The organism is Micromonospora sp. NPDC048843 (assembly GCF_040649965.1).
In the GTDB taxonomy this organism is placed as follows: Bacteria; Actinomycetota; Actinomycetes; order Mycobacteriales; family Micromonosporaceae; genus Micromonospora; species Micromonospora hortensis.
Genome location: NZ_JBEZGJ010000045.1, coordinates 23,429 through 41,704, shown reverse-complemented (window position 1 = coordinate 41,704; position 18,276 = coordinate 23,429). Strand labels below are relative to the sequence as shown.

The 18,276-nt window shown below is 69.2% G+C and carries 21 protein-coding genes and 1 tRNA gene; 13 read left to right on the top strand and 9 right to left on the bottom strand.

Annotated elements, in window-relative coordinates:
* Nucleotides 1-93: 93 nt before the first annotated feature.
* The gene (locus AB0C20_RS13775; RefSeq protein ID WP_030333600.1) at nucleotides 94-273 is read right to left on the bottom strand and encodes a DUF4236 domain-containing protein; all 180 of its coding nucleotides are present in this window, start codon (nucleotides 271-273) and stop codon (nucleotides 94-96) included.
* Nucleotides 274-521: 248 nt separating this feature from the next.
* On the opposite strand from AB0C20_RS13775, the gene AB0C20_RS13770 reads away from it, so the two are divergent.
* The 7 genes from AB0C20_RS13770 to AB0C20_RS13740 all read left to right on the top strand — a co-directional run bounded on the left by AB0C20_RS13770 (nucleotide 522) and on the right by AB0C20_RS13740 (nucleotide 5,974).
* Nucleotides 522-599 carry a putative leader peptide gene (locus AB0C20_RS13770; RefSeq protein WP_349881247.1) on the top strand — a complete coding sequence of 26 codons (78 nt, stop codon included), beginning with the start codon at nucleotides 522-524 and terminating at the stop codon, nucleotides 597-599.
* 131 nt (nucleotides 600-730) lie between these two features.
* A complete protein-coding gene (locus AB0C20_RS13765) occupies nucleotides 731-1,762 on the top strand; it encodes an ABC transporter substrate-binding protein (protein WP_357568092.1) in 1,032 nt (343 codons plus the stop codon).
* A complete protein-coding gene (locus AB0C20_RS13760; RefSeq protein ID WP_357568091.1) occupies nucleotides 1,759-2,604 on the top strand; it encodes an ABC transporter ATP-binding protein in 846 nt (281 codons plus the stop codon). Before AB0C20_RS13765 ends, AB0C20_RS13760 begins: the two co-directional genes overlap by 4 nt.
* Nucleotides 2,597-3,463 (top strand): ABC transporter permease, encoded by an 867-nt coding sequence (locus tag AB0C20_RS13755; RefSeq protein WP_357191682.1) that lies wholly within the window; start codon nucleotides 2,597-2,599, stop codon nucleotides 3,461-3,463. Before AB0C20_RS13760 ends, AB0C20_RS13755 begins: the two co-directional genes overlap by 8 nt.
* Nucleotides 3,464-3,474: 11 nt before the next feature.
* Complete coding sequence (locus tag AB0C20_RS13750) at nucleotides 3,475-4,809, top strand: LLM class flavin-dependent oxidoreductase (RefSeq protein ID WP_357191680.1); 1,335 nt, start codon at nucleotides 3,475-3,477, stop codon at nucleotides 4,807-4,809.
* On the top strand, nucleotides 4,806-5,366 hold the full coding sequence (locus AB0C20_RS13745) for a flavin reductase family protein (RefSeq protein WP_357568090.1): 561 nt from the start codon (nucleotides 4,806-4,808) through the stop codon (nucleotides 5,364-5,366). The genes AB0C20_RS13750 and AB0C20_RS13745 overlap by 4 nt, the downstream gene beginning before the upstream one ends.
* A complete protein-coding gene (locus AB0C20_RS13740; protein WP_357191676.1) occupies nucleotides 5,363-5,974 on the top strand; it encodes a malonic semialdehyde reductase in 612 nt (203 codons plus the stop codon). The genes AB0C20_RS13745 and AB0C20_RS13740 overlap by 4 nt, the downstream gene beginning before the upstream one ends.
* Nucleotides 5,975-5,986: 12 nt before the next feature.
* Here AB0C20_RS13740 and AB0C20_RS13735 read toward each other — a convergent pair whose 3' ends face one another.
* A complete protein-coding gene (locus AB0C20_RS13735; protein WP_030333674.1) occupies nucleotides 5,987-6,442 on the bottom strand; it encodes an Rrf2 family transcriptional regulator in 456 nt (151 codons plus the stop codon).
* Between the two features lie 7 nt (nucleotides 6,443-6,449).
* Nucleotides 6,450-7,442 (bottom strand): AraC family transcriptional regulator, encoded by a 993-nt coding sequence (locus AB0C20_RS13730; protein ID WP_357191674.1) that lies wholly within the window; start codon nucleotides 7,440-7,442, stop codon nucleotides 6,450-6,452.
* A gap of 203 nt (nucleotides 7,443-7,645) precedes the next feature.
* On the opposite strand from AB0C20_RS13730, the gene AB0C20_RS13725 reads away from it, so the two are divergent.
* Nucleotides 7,646-8,422: a glucose 1-dehydrogenase gene (locus tag AB0C20_RS13725; protein WP_357191672.1), complete on the top strand. Its 777-nt coding sequence runs from the start codon at nucleotides 7,646-7,648 to the stop codon at nucleotides 8,420-8,422.
* A gap of 115 nt (nucleotides 8,423-8,537) precedes the next feature.
* On the opposite strand, the gene AB0C20_RS13720 is transcribed toward AB0C20_RS13725, so the two are convergent.
* Nucleotides 8,538-8,969, bottom strand: a complete 432-nt coding sequence (locus AB0C20_RS13720) for an SsgA family sporulation/cell division regulator (RefSeq protein ID WP_007457244.1) — start codon at nucleotides 8,967-8,969, stop codon at nucleotides 8,538-8,540.
* Between the two features lie 273 nt (nucleotides 8,970-9,242).
* Here AB0C20_RS13720 and AB0C20_RS13715 point away from each other — a divergent pair, with 273 nt between their 5' ends.
* From AB0C20_RS13715 to AB0C20_RS13705, 3 genes are all read left to right on the top strand, one after another.
* On the top strand, nucleotides 9,243-9,890 hold the full coding sequence (locus AB0C20_RS13715) for a TIGR02611 family protein (protein ID WP_357568089.1): 648 nt from the start codon (nucleotides 9,243-9,245) through the stop codon (nucleotides 9,888-9,890).
* Between the two features lie 50 nt (nucleotides 9,891-9,940).
* A tRNA-Val gene (locus AB0C20_RS13710) sits at nucleotides 9,941-10,012 on the top strand.
* 354 nt (nucleotides 10,013-10,366) lie between these two features.
* A complete protein-coding gene (locus AB0C20_RS13705) occupies nucleotides 10,367-10,888 on the top strand; it encodes a hypothetical protein (protein WP_357191668.1) in 522 nt (173 codons plus the stop codon).
* Between the two features lie 26 nt (nucleotides 10,889-10,914).
* Here the strand turns inward: AB0C20_RS13705 and AB0C20_RS13700 are convergent, their stop codons facing one another.
* The 5 genes from AB0C20_RS13700 to AB0C20_RS13680 all read right to left on the bottom strand — a co-directional run bounded on the left by AB0C20_RS13700 (nucleotide 10,915) and on the right by AB0C20_RS13680 (nucleotide 16,243).
* Nucleotides 10,915-11,223 carry a hypothetical protein gene (locus AB0C20_RS13700; RefSeq protein WP_357191666.1) on the bottom strand — a complete coding sequence of 103 codons (309 nt, stop codon included), beginning with the start codon at nucleotides 11,221-11,223 and terminating at the stop codon, nucleotides 10,915-10,917.
* Between the two features lie 888 nt (nucleotides 11,224-12,111).
* Nucleotides 12,112-13,239, bottom strand: coding sequence for a Fic family protein (locus AB0C20_RS13695; RefSeq protein ID WP_357568088.1), 1,128 nt, complete (start codon nucleotides 13,237-13,239; stop codon nucleotides 12,112-12,114).
* Between the two features lie 128 nt (nucleotides 13,240-13,367).
* Nucleotides 13,368-14,141 carry an AAA family ATPase gene (locus tag AB0C20_RS13690; protein WP_357568087.1) on the bottom strand — a complete coding sequence of 258 codons (774 nt, stop codon included), beginning with the start codon at nucleotides 14,139-14,141 and terminating at the stop codon, nucleotides 13,368-13,370.
* A 201-nt stretch (nucleotides 14,142-14,342) separates the two neighbouring features.
* The gene (locus AB0C20_RS13685) at nucleotides 14,343-15,251 is read right to left on the bottom strand and encodes a hypothetical protein (protein ID WP_357568086.1); all 909 of its coding nucleotides are present in this window, start codon (nucleotides 15,249-15,251) and stop codon (nucleotides 14,343-14,345) included.
* Nucleotides 15,252-15,391: 140 nt separating this feature from the next.
* Nucleotides 15,392-16,243, bottom strand: a complete 852-nt coding sequence (locus AB0C20_RS13680; RefSeq protein ID WP_357568085.1) for a hypothetical protein — start codon at nucleotides 16,241-16,243, stop codon at nucleotides 15,392-15,394.
* A 177-nt stretch (nucleotides 16,244-16,420) separates the two neighbouring features.
* On the opposite strand from AB0C20_RS13680, the gene AB0C20_RS13675 reads away from it, so the two are divergent.
* Both AB0C20_RS13675 and AB0C20_RS13670 read left to right on the top strand, forming a co-directional pair.
* Nucleotides 16,421-16,816: a hypothetical protein gene (locus AB0C20_RS13675; protein WP_357568084.1), complete on the top strand. Its 396-nt coding sequence runs from the start codon at nucleotides 16,421-16,423 to the stop codon at nucleotides 16,814-16,816.
* On the top strand, nucleotides 16,806-17,876 hold the full coding sequence (locus AB0C20_RS13670; RefSeq protein WP_357568083.1) for a site-specific integrase: 1,071 nt from the start codon (nucleotides 16,806-16,808) through the stop codon (nucleotides 17,874-17,876). Before AB0C20_RS13675 ends, AB0C20_RS13670 begins: the two co-directional genes overlap by 11 nt.
* Nucleotides 17,877-18,276 lie beyond the last annotated feature (400 nt).

The window sequence follows — 18,276 nt, the reverse complement described above, 5'->3', positions numbered from 1 at the left end:
ATCGGACCCAACATGACCCAGCGTGAGACCGACGAGGCGAAGAAGCCGCACAACGACTTCCTGCGGGCGTACGTGACTCGACTCCCGGGATGCTTACGACCGGGACTTGTCCTGCTTCCAGCTCAGCGGACCCGGCAGGTCGACCCGGTGCGCACGGGCCTTGGAGTTCCAGGACCAGCGACCGATCTTGATGCTCCACGAGGAGAAGCCGTTCTCGGTGAAGTTCAGGATGATCGGACCGTACTTCTTGCGCTTGCGAAACATGAGGCCCATCGGAGGTCTCCCCTCGTCACCGTTCCCTGCCGTGTCGAGATCGAACATGCCCGAACCGACAACTTTTGAAACCCTCTCGCTGTCCGCCCTGGACGGTGGCCCACCAGGCGCGGCAATCTCTATTCAACAGATAGGTGTTGCGGCACGGTAAACGCTGGTCGGGGCGCTCCGTAACATCGGCAGCGATAGAAGTCTCATCTTCTGGAAGGTCGTTGACCGCTCGTTCCGATCCCGGGCAGCATGGGGTCATGTCGCAGCGGGATGAGCTTCTCCTCACCGCTCGTGTGCACGTCGACCTGGTCCGGCACGCGAGCGCGCTCTGTTGAGCTGACCGGTCCATCCGGCTCGGCTCCAGCGCCGCACTCCCAGCGCCCGCCCGCTCAACGCGGAGCAGCGTGCCCGCACGCCCTCACCCGGGCGTCCCCGCTCCCATCGTGGACAGATCAGGAGACTCCTCATGTCCCCACCCCGTCGTGCCGTTCTACGTACCCTCACCGCCGTTACCGCGCTGGTCGTGCTCACCGCCACCACCGGCTGCGGCGGTGACGCGGCAGCCGACGGCGCCCAAGCCAGCGAGCTGCGCTACCAGGGCTCGGTCGGTCAGGTCACCCTCCCCGAACTCGCCGCCGACCTCGGCTACCTCGACGACGTCAAGCTCAAGTGGATCGGCAACGTCACAGGTGGTCCGCAGGACATCCAGGCCACCGCCACCGGGCAGAGCGACTTCGGCGGCGCGTTCAACGGCGCCATCGTCAAGCTCGCCACCGCCAACGCCCCGATCACCGCGGTGGTCAGCTACTACGGCTCGGACGCGCAAACCTTCCAGGGCTACTACGTGCTCGACGACAGCCCGATCCGCAGTCCTCGCGACCTGATCGGCAAGAAGGTAGGCATGAACACCCTCGGCGCGCACGCCGAGGCCGTGCTCAAGACCTGGCTCGCCCGCGGCGGTCTCACCCCCGCCGAGATCAAGCAGGTCGAGCTGGTCGCCCTGCCACCGGTCAACACCGAGCAGTCGCTGCGGCAGCGGCAGATCGACGTCGCGGTGCTCGGTGGTGTGATCCGCGACAAGGCGGTCGCCAGCGGAGGCACCCGCACCATCTTCACCGACTACGAGCTGCTCGGCGCCTTCAGCGGCGGCACCTACGTCTTCCGCGACGACTTCATCAAGCGCAACCCGGAGACGGTCAAGGCGTTCGTCACCGGGGTCGGCAAGGCCATCGAGTGGGCCCGCACCCAACCTCGGGAGACGGTGGTCGCCCGGATGCGGGACATCATCGGCAAGCGCGGCCGCAACGAGGACCCTTCGCTGGTCGCCTACTGGAAGAGCAGTGGGGTCGCTGGCCGTGGCGGAGTGATCGGCGAGCAGGAGTTCGGCACCTGGATCGACTGGCTCGCCGCCGAGGGCGAGCTCAAGGGCGACCGTCCGAAGCCCGGCGACATCTACACCAACCGGTTCAACCCCTTCGTGGACGGGGGGAACGCGTGAGCACCGACAAGATCCTCTTTGATCGGGTGAGCAAGACCTTCCCGGTCCGCGCCAGCCGGCGTCGCGGCGCCGGCGCGGTCACCGCGCTGGACGCTGTCACCCTTGGGGTACGCCCCGGCGAGTTCATTGTCGTCGTCGGCCCCAGCGGCTGCGGCAAGTCCACACTGCTCGACCTGCTCGGCGGGCTCACCGAGCCGACAGCGGGGCGGGTGCTCGTCGACGGTCGGCGGGTCACCGGTCCCGGCCTGGACCGGGGCATCGTCTTCCAGCAGTACGCGCTGCTGCCCTGGCGCACCGCCGCCGGCAACGTGGCGTTCGGCCTGGAGGCCAAGGGGGTACCCCGCGCCGATCGTGCGGCCCTGATCGAGCACCACCTCGACCTGGTGGGCCTGCGCGGGTTCGCCGACCGCTACCCGCACGAACTGTCCGGCGGGATGAAGCAGCGGGTGGCCATCGCCCGCAGCCTCGCGTACGACCCGGACGTGCTGCTGATGGACGAGCCGTTCGCCGCCCTGGACGCGCAGACCCGCGACTCGTTGCAGGACGAGTTGGTGCGGATCTGGGCCCGAACCGGCAAGACCATCGTGTTCATCACCCACGGCATCGACGAGGCCGTCTACCTGGGTCAGCGGGTGGCGGTGCTGACGTCCCGGCCCGGGCGGCTCAAACAGGTCATCGACATCGACCTCGGCGACCGGGACGCGGTCGAGGACGTCCGCTCCACCGACGCGTTCCGCCACCACCGCCACCAGATCTGGACCCTGCTGCGGGACGAGGTGCGGGCCGCCCAGGCGGCCGAGGGCACCGGCGTCCGCCATACCGAGGAGGCCCGCGTTGGTTGACATCGCCGAACGTCCCACCCGACTCGTCGGTCCACCCACCGCGCCCCGCGCTGCGACCGACGGTGCCGTTCCCGGTCGCGCCGGTCGACTGCTCGGCGTCGGCGCGAAGGTGCTGCACCGCACCGTCGCGATCGCCGCGCTGGCCGCGATCTGGGAGGGCGCACCCCGGTTCGGGCTGGTCGACCGGGTCTTCCTGCCCCCGCTGTCGGAGGTGCTGGTGGCCTGGTGGGAGTTGCTGCGCAGCGGGCAGCTCGCCGAGCACGTGGGCGCGAGCCTCACCCGGTCGTTGGCCGGGCTGGGCCTGGCGGTGCTCACCGCCATCCCGCTCGGGCTGCTGATCGGCTGGTACCGGCCGCTCGCCGAGCTGCTCAGCCCGCTGCTGGAGGTGTTCCGCAACACCGCCGCGCTGGCCCTGCTGCCGGTGTTCGTGCTCATCCTCGGCCTGGGGGAGACCTCCAAGATCGCCCTGGTGCTGTACGCGTGCTCCTGGCCGATCCTGCTGAACACCATCGCCGGGGTGAAGGGCGTCGATCCGCTGCTGATCCGGTCGGCCCGCTCGATGGGGCTCAACCACCTGCGGCTGTTCCAGAAGGTGATCCTGCCGGCCGCGGTGCCGACCATCTTCACCGGCGTCCGGCTGGCCGGGGCGTACTCGATCCTGGTGCTGGTCGCGGCCGAAATGGTCGGTGCGAAGGCCGGGCTCGGCTACCTCATCAACTACGCGCAGTACAACTTCGCGATCGCCGACATGTACTCCGGGATCATCACGATCTCCGCCATCGGCCTGGTCGTCAACCAGCTCCTCGTCGCCCTCGAACGTCGCTTCTCCACCTGGCGCGTCGACGTCTCTGCCGGATAGGACGGACTCCAATGACCCGAACCCTGCACCTCAACGCGTTCCTGATGGGCGTCGGCCACCACGAGGCCGCCTGGCGACACCCCCGCACCGACCCGCGTCGGGTCACCGACGTGCGGCACTTCCAGGAGCTGGCCCGGATCGCCGAACGCGGCACCCTCGACTCGCTCTTCCTCGCCGACGGTCTCTCGGTCGGGCCGAACCCCCGACACAACATCCAGGCCGTCTTCGAACCGCTGACCCTGCTCGCGTCGCTCGCCGCGGTGACCGAACACATCGGTCTCATCGCGACGGTCTCCACCACCTACAACGAGCCGTTCCACGTCGCCCGCAAGTTCGCCTCGCTGGACCACCTCAGCGGCGGCCGGGCCGGCTGGAACATCGTCACCTCCGCCCAGGAACGGGAGGCGGTCAACTTCAATCGGGACAGCCACCCCGAACACGCCGACCGTTACCGGCGGGCGGCCGAGTTCGTCGACGTCGCGGTCAAGCTCTGGGACAGCTGGGAGGACGACGCGCTGGTCTTCGACACGACGGCCGGGGTGTTCGCCGACACCGACCGGGTGCACGAGGTGGCGCACCGGGGGCCGGAGTTCCAGATCCGTGGCCCGCTGAACATCCCCCGGGGGCCGCAGGGCCGACCGCTGCTGGTGCAGGCCGGCTCGTCGCCGGACGGGATCGCCTTCGCCGCCCGCTACGCCGAGGCGGTCTTCACCGCGCAGCAGACCCTCGCCGACGGGCAGAGCTTCTACGCCGAGCTGCGCCGGCAGGTCACCGCCGCCGGCCGGGACCCGGACCTGGTGAAGGTCCTGCCCGGTATCGCGCCGGTGATCGGCGGCACCGAGGCCGAGGCGCAGGCGCTCGCCGCCGAGCTGGAGGAGCTGATCGTCCCCGACTACGCACTGGCCCAGCTCTCCGGGATGCTCGGCATCGACCTGACCGGCCTGCCGCTGGACGGGCCGCTGCCGGAGCTGCCGGCCGCCGGCACCGTGCAGGCCCACCAGAGCCGCTACCAGCTCGTCACCGAGCTGGCCCGCCGGGAGCAGCTCACCATCCGCCAGCTCATCGGTCGACTCGGAGGTGGCCGGGGTCACCGGGTCGTCGCCGGTACGCCGGAGCAGATCGCCGACCAGATCGAGCTGTGGTTCGCCCAGGGCGCCGCCGACGGGTTCAACATCATGCCGCCGCACCTGCCCGGCGGGCTCGCCGACTTCGTCGACCACGTGGTGCCGGTGCTGCGCTCCCGTGGGCTGTTCCGCACCGAGTACACCGGTCGGACGCTGCGCGAGCACTACGGCCTGCCCCGACCGGCCAGCGCGTACGCCGCGTCCGCCCTGGTGCCGGCATGACCACCGTGGAGCGCCTCTCGGCGGACATCACCGAGCTGCGACCGGTGAACCCGGACCTGTTCCGCGCTCTGCTGCGGCGGCAGGCCAGCAGCGTCACAGTGGTCACCGCTGTCGCCCGCGCCACCGACCCGGCCTGCCTGGGTGGGATCGGCGCGCCCCTCCGGGCGGGCTTCACCGCTACCTCGTTCACGTCGGTGTCGCTGGACCCTCCACTGGTCTCGTTCTGCCTCGGGGTGGCGTCGTCGAGTTGGCCGGTGCTCGCCCGCGCCGAGCACGTCGCCGTGCACCTGCTGGAAGCCGGGCAGCGGGAGGCCGCCACTGTCTTCGCGACCAGCGGCATCGACCGGTTCGCCGCGTACCCGGACTGGACGTCCGGACCGTTCGGGGTGCCGCTGCTCGACGGGGTGCTGGCCCGGTTGCTCTGCCGGGTGGTGCACCGGGTGCCGGCCGGCGACCACACGCTGGTGATCGCCGAGCCGCTGGCGCTCGGCGACGGCGGCGACGGCGCGCCGCTGGTCCACCACCGCGGTGGCTACACCACCGCCGTCTCCCCGTGACCGCAGTCACCACGGCCGATCTGCTCGCGTTGGACCGGGCCGCCCAGGACCTGCTGTTCCGGGCGGCCCGCACGGCCAACTCGTTCACCGACGAGCCGGTCAGCGACGCCCAGGTCGCGGCGATCCACGACCTGATCCGCTACGGGCCGACGGCGTACAACGGTCAGCCGCTGCGGGTGCTGCTGCTCCGTTCGGCGGCGGCTCGGGCGCGGCTGCTGCCGTACGTCTCGTCGAGCAACAGGGCGAAGACGGCCAGCGCGCCACTGGTGGCGGTGCTCGCCGCCGACGTGGACTTCCACGAGCGGCTGCCCGAGCTGTACCCGCACCGGCCGCAGGCCCGCGACTGGCTGAGCGACAGTCCGTCCCGCGCCGAGCAGGCCCGCTTCAGCGCGACCCTCCAGATCGGTTACCTGCTGGTGGGCGTACGGGCCGCCGGGCTGGCCGCCGGCCCGATGGCCGGGTTCGACGCGGCGGGCGTGACCCGCGAGTTCTTCCCCGGCGGCCGGCACGAGGCGCTGCTGCTGCTCAACGTGGGCCACCCCGGCCCGGACGCCTGGGAGCGGCGGCTGCCCAGGCTCAGCACCGAGGAGGTGGTGTGGACGCTGTGAGCGGACCCGAGGTCAGCGCGGCTCCCACGCGTCGGGCAGCGCGGTGAGCTTGCGGACGTGCGCGGGCAGTCGACCGCTGACGATCTCGGCGAGGCTCACCTCGTCGACGACCCGCCGAACGGCGGCACGCACGGCCACCCACAGGCCGGGCAGGTTCTCCGCCGAGCCCTCATACCGGGTCTCCTCGGGGCGCAGCCCGCGGACTCCGGCCAGCGGGCCTTCGACGGCGCGCAGCACCGCGCCGACTGTCACCTCACGTGGTGGGCGCGCGAGGGTGTAGCCGCCCTCGGCGCCGCGCTGGGCGCGGACGATGCCAGCCCGGCGCAGATCCGCCAGGACCGCCTCCAGGAACTTGCGGGGCATGTCCTGCTCCGCGGCGATGGCCTGGGTGGACAGCAGCGAGGGGTACGCGGTGGCGAGGCTCAACGCCGCCCGTACCGCGTAGTCGCCGCGCGCGGAGATCTGCACAGTGCCATCATGCCCGCCCGGTGCCGCCCGGCCCTCCGGCGGGCGACCCGGGTCTCGTGGAGTGCCCGCCGTTTGCGGGTTCGCCCGGGGTGGCGGGGCGGAACCAGCCGCCGTTGACGCCCGTCGACTCCGCCGGCGGTCGAGGTCGGACCACCCGGCCGGCCACCTGTTGATCCCGGGCGGCCCGGAACGCGCCGGGGCTGACGCCGACCTCGCGGGTGAAGAAGCGGCCGAAGTTGGTGGGTTCGGAGAAGCCGAGCCGCCGGCCGATCTGGGCGATTGGCTGATCCGTCGCGGCCAGTAACCGGCCGGCCTGCAACGCGACCCGCTCGTCGATGACCTGTTTGGCGCTGCGACCGGTGACGGCCAGGCAGGCCCGGGTCAGGGTCCGCACCGAGCAGCCGAGCTCGGCCGCATAGTCCTCCACCCGCCGGGTGTGCGGGTAGCCGTGCTCCACCTCGCGGCGGAACCGGTGAAACGTCTCGTCCTCGGGTCGGGCCGGCGACCGGTCGTCGTGGGCCACTGCCAGCCGCAGCAGCAGCACTGCCAGTTGATGCCGGAGCAGCGCGCGGGCGGTGGGGCCGTCGGGGTGCCGCCGACAGTCCACCGCCAACTGGCTCACCTCGCTGATCACCGCGTCCTCGTCCTCGCCGGCCAACTGCCGCCAGGTCGCTGTCGTGGTCAGGTCGACGTCGAAGCCGTGCAGCGCCTCGGCGTCCCAGGCGACCACTGTGGCGTCGAACTGGGGGCCGGCGCAGCGCAGCACCTGGCCGGGGTGGACCCGTAGCAGCGTGCCGGGCCGGCACGGCAGCAGGTGAAAGTCGAGTTCCGCGTCGCCGTGCCCACGCGTGGTGAGAATCAACAGCTCCCGCTCGACGATCACCGGCCGACGCCAGCCCGGGGCACCGGCAAGATCGGCCAGCGCGAACGTGGCTATCTCGTCGGTCACGGGAGACGCCGTTCCGATCGATGGCGCGGGGGAGGAATCGGTGGAGACCATCGCCTGCGACGGTAGCCCGAACCGCAGGTCACCGCATCCCGATCGACGTTCGCAGCGGGAATCCGCGGCAGGCTGCGGGCTTGTCCCGGTCCCGGCGGCCGGGCTACGTTACCCGGCGGTATCGCCGTCGGTCCGCGGTCCACCCGGTTTCCGCCGGTCACCCGACCGGCCGGCGGCACCCGCCGACTCGCGATGGGATGGGTATGACGCAGCTGTTTTCGGTCGAAGGCAAGACGGTTCTGGTCACCGGCGGCTCGCGAGGGATTGGGCTGATGATCGCCCAGGGCTTCGTCCGGGCCGGTGCACACGTGATCATCTCGTCGCGCAAGGCGGACGTCTGCGAGGCGGTCGCCACCACCTTGTCCGCCGAGGGCCGCTGCGAGGCAATCCCCGCCGATCTGAGCGACAACGCCGGCGCCGAGGCGTTGGCCGCCGCCGTACGCGAGCGCTTCGGTCGCCTCGACGTGCTGGTCAACAACGCCGGCGCGACCTGGGGCGCACCGCTGGAGGACTACCCCGAGGCCGCGTTCGACAAGCTCTGGGCGGTCAACGTCAAGGCCGTCTTCCGGCTCACCACGGCGCTGCTGCCGGCGCTACGCGCCGCCGCCAGCGCCGACGACCCGGCCCGCGTGATCAACATCGGGTCGATCGACGGCATCCGGGTGCCGATGATGGAGGTGTACGCGTACTCAGCCACCAAGGCGGCCGTGCACATGATCACCCGCAGCCTCGCCCACCAACTCGCCGGTGAGCAGATCACCGTCAACGCGATCGCGCCCGGCCCGTTCGAGAGCAAGATGATGGCGTTCGCGCTCGACGACCCGGCGAGCCGGGCCGCCATCGAGCAGCAGGTGCCGCTGGGCCGCATCGGCCGCCCCGAGGACATGGCCGGAACCGCCATCTACCTCTCGTCGCGCGCCGGCGCATACCTCACCGGGGCGGTCATTCCCGTCGACGGCGGCATCACCACACACGGCTGAGCACCGGCCGACCCGGGGAAGCGCTGTGCGCGTACTTCCTGGGTGTGTGCCGGGGCCGCGCGGACTCGGCAGATCCGCGCGGCCCCGGTATGGCCGGTGTTGCAGGTTCGGGCGGTCAGCGACCGGCGAGCAGCCGGTTCACCGCCGTGTCGACGTCCAGGTGCTCGGCCTCACGGCCGCGCGGGACGACGACGTAGGTCCGTCGAAGGAAACGCACCAGGACGCTGCGCGGCACCTCGAAGAGGGCGTTGCCGTCCGGTGACGAGAGGGCCAGCGCGACGAAGTCGCCGCGCGGTGTGGCCCAGGGCCAGACCCGCACATCCCCGATGCCGGCCGGCTCGTCCAGGCCGGTGACCAGAAGTTCGCGAGCGAACGACCAACTCACCGCCTCGCCCCCTGCCGATTCGGCATGGAACAGGACATGGACCGCATACGGGTCAGCAGGGTCGTAACGCAGGCTGGCACGCACCGGCAAGGCGGTGGCGTCAGGTGCGACGAGCCTTAGCGACGTCTCGACCTCTACGGTCGTCGGTCGGATGACACTCATGGACGTTCTCCCCCCGGCACCGCTGCGGAACGCGCGTGTCCCGCTTTTCCCATACTCAGGTGCTACTCCTGGCTACGCTCCGCCATACGCTGACTTCACCCAGTGGTGGGAAGGGGGACGGAAAGGCCGCGTGAATGTGAGAATTCATGTAGGATTTCCGGTTCTGCCCAGTGCGTGATCCCGCCCGGTATCGGGTGGCTCAGTCGTCGACTTACTCCGGTAACGTCCAGTCGGCCGTTGCAGTGACGGGCCCGAGCGACACTGGGGGGTGAAATGGTGACGAAGCAATCCTCAGTGGATCCGGCGGCGGCGCCCGGCCCGCCGAAAGTCGCGGTCCGAGCAGCCGAAAAGCGGGGGTACGGAGTGCCGATGGAGCAGCCCGAACGGGCCGGTCGGCCGGCGTCCGACGCCGGTCGTCCCGGCGGTGATGGCACCGATGGTGGCGGCGGCAGCGGTGCTGGTCGCGGTGGCGACACCGACGCTGGCCGTGGTGGCGGAATCGCCGTGCAGGAGCGACCGCGTCGGCCCCGCTGGCGTGAGCGGATCTCGCTGACCCTCGACCTCATCCGCGCCAACCCCACCGGCCGGATCGCACTCAAGATCTTCATCGCGATCGCCGGGGCGCTCGTGGTGACCATCGGCATCGCTCTCATCCCGCTCCCCGGGCCGGGCTGGCTGCTGGTGATCGCCGGCCTGGGCATCTGGGCCGTCGAATACCACTGGGCGCGCCGGCTGCTCGGCTTCACCCGCCGCCACGTCCACGGATGGACACGCTGGGTGACGAGACAGTCGCTGCTGGTGCGAATCGTGCTCGGGTCCGTCGGCCTGGTCTTCGTGGCCACGGTGGTCTGGCTGTCCCTCAAGTACAGCCTCGGCATCGACGTGATCGCCGAGGCGATGCACTACATCGCGACCCACTGACCCCGGATTTCCGGTCCCGTTCCACGATCGGGTAGAGTCAGTGGCGCTGAGGGCGATTAGCTCAGTGGGAGAGCGCTTCGTTCACACCGAAGAGGTCGCTGGTTCGATACCAGCATCGCCCACTCTCAGTTCGTGCAGGTCAGAGGCCGCTTCCCGAGTTCGGGAGGTGGCCCTTCTGCTGTCGGTGCGGCGGGCGTCGTGGACGGTGATCGGCCTGACGTCCGTAGTGGGTGGTGAAACAGGTCCGGTCTCGTGCCATGCCTTCCGGCCCCCCTGCTTCAGCCTCATCGATGGCGTAGTAGGCCAGGTAGGCGGCCACCCTGCCATCGGCCACCTCGCCGTTCGGGACGTTGATCCGTCGGCCACGGGCCTGCCCGGGGGACACGCGCGGCATCCCCTCTGCGGCCTCATCGCGGCGCGCGGCGCCAACCCTCGCATGACTGTCCAGCTAGCAGGCGTTGGCCCATAATCCGGGGATGGAGATCATCCCTGGGATCGGCGTTGACGCGGTGAGGATCGATGACCCACGCGGGGTGGTTGAGCAGAGGCTCGGGCCTCCAAGCCGCCCCGGGACACACGGCAGGGCCGTCTATAACTCGGTCGACCCGATGCTCATCGTCACGTACGACCAAGATGACGTCGTTGAACTCGTCGAAGTCGGCTATGGCGTACACGACCAGGTCTTCTTCGACGGCGTGCAGCTGACCTATCGGTTCATGGACGAGGTGATGGCCGACCTCGCCGCCAAAGGGCACCTCGGCACTCCGTCCGACATTGGGTTTGACCTGCAAGCTGGATTCGCGATCTTCTCCATGGCATCGCTGTCCGCGCGCGAGTTGGACCCGCGTGCGCCCGAGAACGATCCGCGTCGCATCGTTGAGGGCGTGGGCATCGCGCCCTACTCCTACTTCACTGATGACCAGCCGCCCTCGGACGGCACCGCCCAGGAACTCGAAGCCTGGTTGCGGCAGCGAGGGGTGCTGTCGGCAGCATCGTGACCGTCTCAACACCGACCCGGTGTCGTCTACTTCACCGTCTGCATCGGCTGTCCGGTCAGGACGCCGTAGCCGACAGTAGCCAAGATCATGACGCCGGCCACTGCGATAGCCACGCCGATCAGCCGGTCCAGCAGGATGAAGCGCGCTAGACGCTCCTCGTGCGGGACGTTTGGTAGCCAGCGCCACGGCGGAACTCGCCGTAGCAGGCTCGCGGCGGACATCGACCGTCGCATGTGCCACTCGGTGACGCCACGAAAGTTGCTGGCCAGGGCGACACCTACCAGGCTCACAGACGGGCCTATGACGATTGCCGCCACGATTCGCCACGTCTCCATCTGACCCCTCCGGTGTGGTTAACGGATCTTAGTTGGTCACCGCAGCAGTTGGGTGACCAAGTGAGTGACGAAGGGCCCGGGAACATTTATGTCGGCGTGGGAGGCGGCGCGTGGCGTGTGAGGGGTAATGAGGCGACAGGCAGGCCGGTAGCGTTGGGGGAACAGCGACCTGGTGCCGACGGCGCGTCCCTCGCTACGAGGCCGCGAGTCTCGCGGAGGCGGCACCGCCCGTGGTGCGGCTCATGCGCGGCGAGTGGGGGCGTCAGCACCCGCAGCGCCCAGCGCGAGAGACCCTCAAACGCGGGGGCAGGCCATCTTGGGGCCATCACGATGCAGACGCGAAGGCCGCCGATGTCAACGCCCATGTTGAGCGGACATAGGACGACGCCGGCGGGATTACTCGGCAACCACGGACTGTGTCGACGCCGTCGGGGCCTTAGGGACTTGTGTTCTCACCCAGCACCAATGCCGGTCAGATACGCCGACGCGAGTGAGCTAAGACGGGTAGACAAGGCAAAGGACGTGGCACAGCGAGCAGGATCCCTACTTCCGGGCGCTCCACGAGACGACCGACTCCCTCATTGGCCGGACGACGCGGGATGCTCTCGTCCCAGTAGCACTGCTTCGACGGCTGCCTCTATCTGACTGGGCGGCCCGCTACGAGAGGCGCGATCCTGCTCCGCTCTAAGGCCCCTCCCGCCCGGTAAACTGGCGTCGTTTGCATTCCAGGCAGCCGGTGCCGCGACGGCACCGGGGACATGGCCGCGGCAGCAGATCTGAACCACGGCGAGCCCTCCGCCTTTTCCTACCCCGAGGAGCTACTCGAGGACTCCGCGGCCAGCGCGTGCTGGCCGACGCGGACTTGCGGGTGCGGGGCCAGCCCGCGGCTCACCGTCGGTACGGGTCGATGATTTCCTTTGGGCGCAGCGCGGGGGCGGCGAGGTCGCGCAGTGTCGGCGAGGTGAGGTAGAACCTGCCGCGGGTCTCGCCGTGCTGGTTAAGCATGTCCGCCCGGACGAGGGCGCGCAGGTCGCGGGTTGCTTGGTCGTCGGTGAGGTTCTCGTCGCGTTGATAGAGGGTGCGGCGTACTCGGCCGCCGGTGGCGGCGAGGTGCAGGGCGCTGACCACCCGCTCGGGTAGCCCAGCATGCCGGACCCAGGTGTCGAGCAGTTCCCAGAGCTGCGCGGCCTGGTTGAGGCGTTGCCGGACCAGTTGGGCTTGTTGGTGGTGGGCGCTGAGGCAGAACCGGATCCATTTGCTGGTGTCGTTGTCGGGTTGCCAGGTTGGTCCGCCGACCTCGCCGAGGGCGTCGTAGTAGGCGTAGGTGTTTCGGCCGACGCCGAGCCACTCCTCGATGGAGGAGAACTCTGGGGCGAGGACGCCGTCGCGGGCGAGTACGAGGGTGTGGAGGCAGCGTGACATTCGGCCGTTTCCGTCCCGCCAGGGGTGGATTTTGACGAGGTTCAGGTGGGCCATGGAGGCTCGGACGAGCAGCGGGGTCTCCGGTTCGTCGTCGGCCAGCCAGTCGATCAGTTCGGAGGTCAAAGGCGGGACGTCGTCGGCGTCTGGCCCGGTGTAGACGCGTCGGCCGGTGTGCGTCTCGTCGATGTGGATGTCTCCTGGACGGTAGCGGCCCGGCCATTTACTGAGGTCATGGCGGAGCATCATGAAGTGCAGTGCGTTGAGCAGCATGTGCTGCCAAGTGAACTCGCGTGAGCGGGCGAGTTGTTGCACGTAGGTCAGGGCGTCGCGGTAGCCGGTGATGACTTCCCAGGTCTGCGGGTTCGTCTCTACCGGTTCGTCGCCGGCGACGGCGGCGGCGGCGTCGTCCAGGGACACCTGGTAGCCCTCGATTGAATTCGAGCCCTGGATGGCGTGGGCGATCAGGGTGCGTCGGAGTTGTCCGGTCCAGCGGTGTGGCTCGGCGATCTGATACCGCAGGTTGTCCCGCATCGTGTCGAGTTCGCCGAGTACGCGCTTGTCGTCATCGTTCAGCGCGGGAGTCCGATACAACATCCGCTAATCCTACAATGCTCACCGTCAAATCCTGGAATGTTATCGGCACTGGCTTGCAGGTATCGGCCAGGCAGACGGGCGTTCGGGGTGCCCTTGGGTGACGATAAGCCCCGGTCCGCCGGCCCACGTCAGGTGTCGTCCTGGAAGAGGTGATGCAGGTAGCGCTGCGGGTTGGCCAGGAATGATCGGGTTAGCAGCACAGGCTGGGCGTCGTCGTAGTCGACGTGGTTGATGGTGCCGTCCGGTTCGATCTGCAGGATCCGGGCGTGTGGGGCGGCCAGCAGGATGGGGGAGTGGGTGGCGATGATGAACTGTGCACCGGCCTGTGTGAGGTCGTGGATGCGGGTGAGCAGCGCCAGGCACCCGTGTACCGACAGGGCGGCTTCGGGTTCGTCGAGTAGGTACAGGCCTCGGGGCTTGAACCGGTAGACGGTCAGGTCGAGGAACGACTCTCCGTGGGATCGTTCGTGCAGGCTGGTGCCACCGTAGCCATCGGCGACACCGAGGCGGTCGATCTCGGTGGCCACGTTGTAGAACGACTCGGCCCGCAGGAAGAACCCGCTGCGTGGCTTCCTGGTGCCGCGTACCAGTCGAAGGTGTTCACCCAGAGACGATTCGGTGGCGCGGGTGCTGAATCGGAAGTTGGTAGATCCGCCCTCGGGGTTGAAGCCGGCCGCTACGGCGATCGCCTCGATCAGGGTCGACTTGCCAGTGCCGTTGTCTCCAGCCAAGAACGTCACGGCGGGATCCAGCGTCAACTGGCCGGCTGCCCGTCGGCCGGCGACGACGGGCAGCGTGAACGGATAGGCGGACCGGTCCGTGTCGTCATCGGTGAGCTCCACCCAGCGCAGGAACCCACCGCTGTCTCGACGCGAGTGAGACGCCTCGTCCCCGGTTGCCATCAGGTAACCCCTTCGCGCCGCCGCCCTACCTACCATCCCCACCGTGTTTGCCCAGGACGGAACATGTCCGACGGTACGCCTGCTTGCGCGGCTGCCGCTGTCACCGCCCAATGGGACAGGTTCTCGCAATCGCCGAGGGCGGCTGACAGGGGCTCGTCCGGCTGATCGTGCTCCGCGCCGACGCGCAACCGCCTGACGGAGTCAGCGCAGACCGTGCTGCGCCGCGACGCTCTCAGCCACCTTTCGGTGGGTGCCGGCCAGTCCCTGGGTGTCGAGCACGCCCGCGAAGGGCTTGCTGCTGTCTGGTTTGACGAGCGCGCCACGGCGGACCCAGACGTCGGTGTGGCGGATCAAATAGTTGGTGGTCAGGATTGTGGCCCTGTGCGCGAGAAGGAATTCGAGGATGCGGTGCAACTTCTCGCTGTTGCGCGAGTACCGACTCAGCGCCGACGTGCACAGTACGAAGTTGCCTTCGGCGGCCTTCCCGAGCAGGTCCACCAGGCCCTGGTCGAAGCACGGGTCGATCGCGCTGAACACGGTCACCGTGTCATCGTCGGACGGTGGTGCCGTGACTACCTCATGGCCGGAAGGCAGGCTGGGCGTGGGTGCCGAAGGTAGGCGCAGTGGACCGCGGCCACCTGCGGCGAAGGTGTCGGTCAGCGCGTCCAGACACGCCCACGCACGCGGATAGCGCCCCGCCAGCCCGGCGAACGGGTTCGGATCCTGAGCGGCGACGGGCTGGCGGCGGCGCGCGGCCAGCAGATGCGACAGCGGGCCGGCCGCGTACTCCGTCGCCGGGATGATCCCGTCGTCAAGCGGGCCGTCGTGGTGTGCCTGCTCGAGCAGGCTGTTTCGCACCACGAGGGTGACCTTGGCCTTCAGGTCCAGCGGTGACGCCAGCGGCTTGTGGTCGAACACCTCCTCGACGAACGGCGCGATCAACACGTCCTGCTCACGCTGCGGAAGGGCCGCCAGCGCCTCGGCCCGTTGCAACACGTCGTCGCCGATACGGTGGGCCAGGTCCTCGTCTACGTCGCAGACTTCAGTGAGCATGCTGGGCAGCACGTCGCGGCAGTATTTGACCATGTGAGTGGGATCAGGGGCGGTCATCCCGAATGCCTCCGTCGGATGCGGACCAGGTGTCGACAGCGCCACACCCTAAGCAGACCGACGCGGCGTCGCGACAGACGCGCCATGGCGAATCCCAAACAGCGGCCCCCCAGTGGGCTGTCGACACCGATGCGGTCGCGCTACGGCCGCTTGTCGGGATTGAGGGCGTGGATGAGATGTCCGATCCTTTGCTGGTCGGGTGCCGGCCAGTACAGGTAGCGCGGACCGAGGAAGCAATGGAAAGCCCCGCAGGCGAACAGCTCCTCGAGCAGGTCAGCGGGCGTCGCGATGAGCAGACCAAACGGCCGCACCGCGTCCGTGGCTTTGAGGATCCCGACGTCGCGCGTCAAGAAGACGTTCGCGCCGACCTGGAGCGCGTCGTGCACCAGCCGGCGGTCGTTCCCGGCGGGAACAGCCGTCAAGGCACGCGTCATCTCCCGCTCGGGCAGGATCAGCAGCCCTTCGCGGGAGGGACGCTCCTCCGGTTCCCCCCAGCCTAGGAGTTGTAGCGCGGCGGTGAACTCCTCGAAGGCAAGCAGCCGCTGCACACGACGCTCCTGGGACAGGGTCTTCTTCGCGTCGTCGACGGACGCCGCGAGCATGATGAAGCGGATGTCCCGAACCGCCCACAGGGCGAGAACAAGTTGCAGCGATTCCAGGTCTGTCGCGTAATCCTCGCCGGATGCAAGATCAACGACGCTGTCGCCCGTCCAGATCCGATGCCCGAACGTGAAGTAATCAATCAGCAGATTCGTGTCCCAGGCGACATGCAGGGGACCTCGCCCTCGTCGTCCCGTGAACAGCCGCACATTGTCCTCGTACACGAAGTGCGGTCCCTCAGGAGGAGCAAACAGCGCGGCTCGCTCCAGCATCCGCGTCACCTCGTCAGCGCCGAAGGAGGCCCGGAGCCGTCGGGCCATCTCGTTAGCCAGGTGGAAGCCCCACCTTTCGTCGTCGCGGTACGCGGCGGTGGCATCGACGTAGAGGAACACCAACTCATGGTCTCAGGCGCCCATCGCCAGTCCAAGCCACTGACGTGCAGGCCGTAGGCGTGTGGGCAGTCGCGACGTTGTGTCGTCATGACACGACCCACCCGAGTTCTTGAGCGCCTCGTTCGTCCGCTCATCCCTGCTGCCTCGCCCGCGCGGCCGAGCCCACGACCGATGCCGATGCCAGTGCTACCCGCCCGCGTTTGCCCGCCGGCAATCATCGACGCCTCGGGGCTGCTGCTGTGGATGGCTCTCCCCGCTCGCTGCGGCCGGGTGAGCGCCCAGCACCTCCTGCACGCGATTGGCTGGGCACCGGGACATCGCCTCGACATCCAACTGTGCCACGGCATGCTCGTCATCACCTCCACACAGGACGACCGGTACCAGGTGGGCAGCCGAGGCGAACTGCCCCTGCCGGCGAGCGCCCGGCAGATGTGCCAGATCGAGCCCGGCCAGCCTGTGCTCCTGGCCGCCTTCATCACGCATGACCTGCTCGTCGTTCATCCCGTCAGCATCGTCGCCCGCCTCCTCACCGACCTGCACCACCAGATGTCAGGAGGCGACAGTGACCGCTGACCCGTCTGCTGTCGCCGCCGCACACCAGGTCCTGGCTCACCTGGGCGTTACCGTGGCCGACCTCCAAGCCCACCCCAGCGCTCGGGCCGCCCTACCCACGGTCGCGGAGTACCTGCCGCGCGTTCTCGCCGCAGCCGGGCCTGGAGCACGCCGCACGTACGGCACCTACTGGGAACGAATGGCCGCTGCCTGGCCCGACCGACCGTTGGACGGCGTCGCCGCCAGCGACATCGAGGCCTTGAAGCAACTGATGATGGCCAGCGCGGTGTCGCGGCGCAACAGCCGCAACGGCCGGCACGCCGGCGAGCACGTCGTCGCCGCCGCCCGCGCCTTCTACACCCGGGCGATCGCCGATGGTCTGATCGACGCCTCCGCCAGTCCCGCCCACCGGGTCGCGAAACCCCGCCGCCTGCCCAGCACTCGCCGCGCCCTGACCCCACACGAGCTGGAAGAAGTCAATATCGAGGCTCGTACCAGCGGCAACGGCGTCATCCTCGACGCACTGGTCCTGCGCCTGCACACCGAAACCGCCTGCCGCCGCGGCGGCGCACTGGCCCTGCGCCTGGTCGACCTGGACACCATCAACGGACTCGTCCGCCTGACCGAGAAAGGCGCCACCATCCGGTGGCAACCGATCACCCTCGACCTCGCCGAACACCTGCACGAACACGCCCGCGCCCGCGGCGCGGTCCTGCTCACCGACCCACTGCTGCGCACCCGTGCCGGCCAACCGATCACGAGCCGCCGCTACGACCACCTGTGGAAACGCCTCGGCGAGCGCCTGCCGTGGGTCGCCGTGCACGGCGTATCCACACACTGGCTACGCCACACCACGCTCACCTGGGTGGAACGGCACTTCGGCTACGGCATCGCCCGCGCCTACGCCGGTCACACCGACAGCCCCGGATCCTCCACCACCACCTACATCAAGGCTGATCTGCACGACGTGGCCAACGCACTGTCGGCCATGACCGGCCAACCCCATCCGCTGGCCCGTCTGATAGATCGCGCCGACCGGTGTTCGCAGGCGAGCGGCGCCGTCTCACCCACGACCAAGTAAGGGATGGGGGCCGCGTGCGGCGCTCCGGGCCAGACGGCTCCGGGGTCACCGCACGCGGCGAGGCCCCGCAAGGCACGCTCAACTGAACACAGCGTCGAATCCCGCGGCTCCCCGCAGCGACGACGCACCTGGCCGCCGGCTGCTGTAGAAGCCATGGCGCGCAGTAGGAGTTTCCGTAACCCGTTTCGGTCTTGCACCTGCACAGGTGCCTGCCGCAGCCCGCGACGCCGCTCGCCGTCAGGACCCCAGTGCCGATGGCACGGCTCGTCAAGGACCATGACGAAGGCGTGGGGACCTACTGGATGGTTCCCTGTTGCGAGATCATCCTTGCCGGCTAGGTCGGCAAGTGCGAGGGTCATAGGTGGGCTTCCCGGCGTCTACTATGCGCAAGGTGTAGCCC